Source organism: Piscinibacter sp., from assembly GCF_050175855.1.
Lineage (GTDB): Bacteria > Pseudomonadota > Gammaproteobacteria > Burkholderiales > Burkholderiaceae_C > Piscinibacter.
Window position 1 is genome coordinate 1 of record NZ_JBFXIO010000539.1, and the last position, 2,784, is coordinate 2,784.

The window sequence follows — 2,784 nt, forward strand, 5'->3', positions numbered from 1 at the left end:
CTGCAATGGCTCGTCGATCCCGCCGACCCGTCGTCAACGGCGTTTTGGGAGCTGCTGACTAGCGCCAGGCGATCGGGCGGCCTTCGCCGGCAACCCGGCGTCGCGGGCGAGGCGGCTTCTGCCTCGGAGGCAGAGTGATGCTCCCGCTGCAGGACGCCCAGGTGCGGCTCGTCCTCCTCAACCACGTCACGGTGCGCCTGGCCGACGCCGCGCTGGACGAACTCCACGCGGCTGGCATCGAGATGGAGCAGCTGGCCCACCTTCGGCAACTCTCGGCCGTCGACCTCAGTCGCCTCGCCGCGATGCGCAGCCTGACCATCGGCGTGACCTTCGACGGTGCGGCCCTCAGGGCCGGGCTGCGCGCGGTGGCCCTGGTCAACGAGGCCAAGGCGCTGGAGACATACTTCATCCGCCACGGTGCGTCCACGCACCTGATGAGCGCGCTCTTCAAGCTTCGCCGCAAGCTGACGCTCAAGCGCCGCCGAGCCATCGGTGCTCGGCGCCCGGCCGGTCGGGTGCCGCTGCCCGACTACGCGACGCGCGAGCGCATCTACCAGGCGTGGCGGGCCATCGCCGATCCGTCGCCACGCGTTCGCTACTACCGGCTGCATCAGGAGTTCCAGCACATCGCGATCGCCGTGCTGGAGGCGGTCGTCCGCGAATTCGAGGCCGACGAATGAACGCTCGCATGGAGAGCCTCGGCATCACGCCGCAGTTGTTGCTCGAAGTCTTCGACATTCCGGTGAGCTTTCATCGCTGCCTGGTGCCGATCACCGGCGGCGTCACATCGGCATTGATGCTCTCGCAGGCGATCTGGACCAGCCAGTCCCTGGAGCCTTCTGCCGACGGCTGGTTCCTCCGCTCCCAGGAGCAGTGGACACAGGAGACCGGGCTCTCGCGCTGGGAGCAGGAGACCGCGCGGCGCACCTTGCGTCGCTCGGGGCTGCTCGAAGAACGGCGGGTCGGCATGCCGGCCAAGCTCTGGTTCCGAGTTCGGGCGGATGCGGTCTGGCGCGCGTTACAGGCCCATGCCGAGGCGGCTGACCGGTGAGCGCCCGAGGAGGCAGCCGCCGTGAATGAAGACGCGCGCCGGGAGCACGAGGAATCACAAGCGGCGCCTGGCGACGCCGCGCCGCTCGCCGTCATCTGGCCGCTGCTGGGCCGTCACATCGCCTTCCATCGGCGGCTGGTGGATCTCACATCCAGCGTCAAGGCGGCGCTCCTGCTGTCGCAGTCGATCTACTGGACGCGCCACGGTCGGGACATCGCCCGGAGCGGCGGCTGGTTCCACAAGACGACGGAGCAGTGGGCGATCGAGACCGGACTGTCGCCGAAGGAACAGGCCAGCGCGCGCGAGGTGCTTCGCAATCTCGCGCTCCTGGACGACCAGCGCATCGGCATTCCCGCGCGGCTGCATTTCAGGTTGAGGCTGGACGAGCTCGGCGCGCGGCTCGCCGATCGGATCGCTGGCCATCCGCACGCGGTCGACTGGAGCGACCGACTCGTGCTCGCGGAACTGCTCGGTCCGTCGGTGGCCTTCCACCGGGCGCTCGTGGAGGTCGCGGGTGGCGTGCACGGTGGGCTGATGCTGTCGCGCGCGCTGCACCTCACGCGGCTGCAGGTCCGACGTCGTCTGGACCAGTGGATCGTCAGCTCGGCCGCGCGCTGGTTCGAGGAGCTCGGTCTCACGCGGCGCGAACAGGAGACGGCGCGGCGCGACCTCGTCCGTGCCGGGCTCTGGGAGGAGTGCCTGCGCGGCATTCCGCCGAGCCTGGTGGCGCGCATCAGGCTCGACTGCCTGCTGACACTGCTGACCGAAGACGTCCCGCCGGCACGGGCCACCGACCTGCGCGGCGTGGATCCAGACCGTGACGTTGGCGCAGCCAACGATTCACCAAAGAGCGACTCAAGACTGTGGCAACCCCGCAGCCTTGCCACGCTGAATCCGCCACCACAGTTCGCCCCGACCCGCGAACACGGTTCACCCGAAAGCGCCGCTCTTCTTATGAATCACAGTACAGGTGAATCACTACAACCACAGAACACCGGCTCGCCGGCGCCTGCGTCGGCCGCCGTGGATGGTGGCGGAGAGTTGATCTTCCCCGAGCAGATGCTGCCGGACGAGCGCCAGGCAGCACGCGTGCTGCTTCGCCCCTGCGGCGATCACGCCCAGGCTCTGCTCGACGAGCTTGCCGGCCGCCTGCAGATGGGTGGCGTGCGCAGCAGTCCGGTCGCGTACCTGCGCGGGCTCATCGCGCGCGCCGGCGCGGGCAGCTTCGTGCCGGAGCTCGGTCTCCGCGTGGCGGCCGCGCGTGCGCAGCGCCAGAAGGAGGCCGCTCTGCGTCGCGAACGCGAAGCCGAGGAACGGCGTCTCGCGGCCGAACGCGCCACGCCCGAGTACCAGGCCAGGGCTCGCGCGCAGCGCGAGAAGGTCAGGCAGATGCTCGGCGAGCTCAAGACGCGCATGAACACCGGCAGGCAACCATGAGCACACCGCGCGCACCCGCCCCGTCGATGCCAGAACACGTCAACACGGAGTCCGCCATGACAGCACAAGACGCGCCGTCCTCACTCGGTCCGGTGCCCGACCCCGCACCAGCCATCTCCGCGCCTATGGCGCCAGCACGGCCCGCAGGATCGTCGCTGGGCCAGCTCGTCGACGAGACACCCGATGCGATGACCCTGCACACGCAGGACGCGTACCGCATGTTCACCGGCCGCGCCGCCGATCCGGTGAGCAACGCACCGCCGATTCCAGGCGGCCGGCGCTTCGCGGCGGTGCTC

Annotated in this window: 4 protein-coding genes; all 4 read left to right on the top strand. The window is 69.7% G+C overall.

The features are described from left to right. Nucleotides 1–137: 137 nt before the first annotated feature. A complete protein-coding gene (locus AB7U92_RS25350) occupies nt 138–680 on the top strand; it encodes an STY4526/YPO1902 family pathogenicity island replication protein (RefSeq protein ID WP_428583353.1) in 543 nt (180 codons plus the stop codon). 8 nt (nt 681–688) lie between these two features. Further along, the gene (locus tag AB7U92_RS25355) at nt 689–1,051 is read left to right on the top strand and encodes a hypothetical protein (RefSeq protein WP_428583355.1); all 363 of its coding nucleotides are present in this window, start codon (nt 689–691) and stop codon (nt 1,049–1,051) included. Between the two features lie 21 nt (nt 1,052–1,072). Then, a complete protein-coding gene (locus AB7U92_RS25360; RefSeq protein WP_428583357.1) occupies nt 1,073–2,488 on the top strand; it encodes a hypothetical protein in 1,416 nt (471 codons plus the stop codon). 56 nt (nt 2,489–2,544) lie between these two features. Further along, the coding region (locus tag AB7U92_RS25365; RefSeq protein ID WP_428583359.1) for an AcaB family transcriptional regulator at nt 2,545–2,784 on the top strand (240 nt) is incomplete at its 3' end.

What these genes read in the sequence shown, in the direction of transcription:
- AB7U92_RS25350 (WP_428583353.1), top strand. Translation starts at nt 138, where the DNA reads ATGCTCCCGCTGCAGGACGCCCAGGTGCGGCTCGTCCTCCTCAACCAC.
- AB7U92_RS25355 (WP_428583355.1), top strand. Translation starts at nt 689, where the DNA reads ATGGAGAGCCTCGGCATCACGCCGCAGTTGTTGCTCGAAGTCTTCGAC.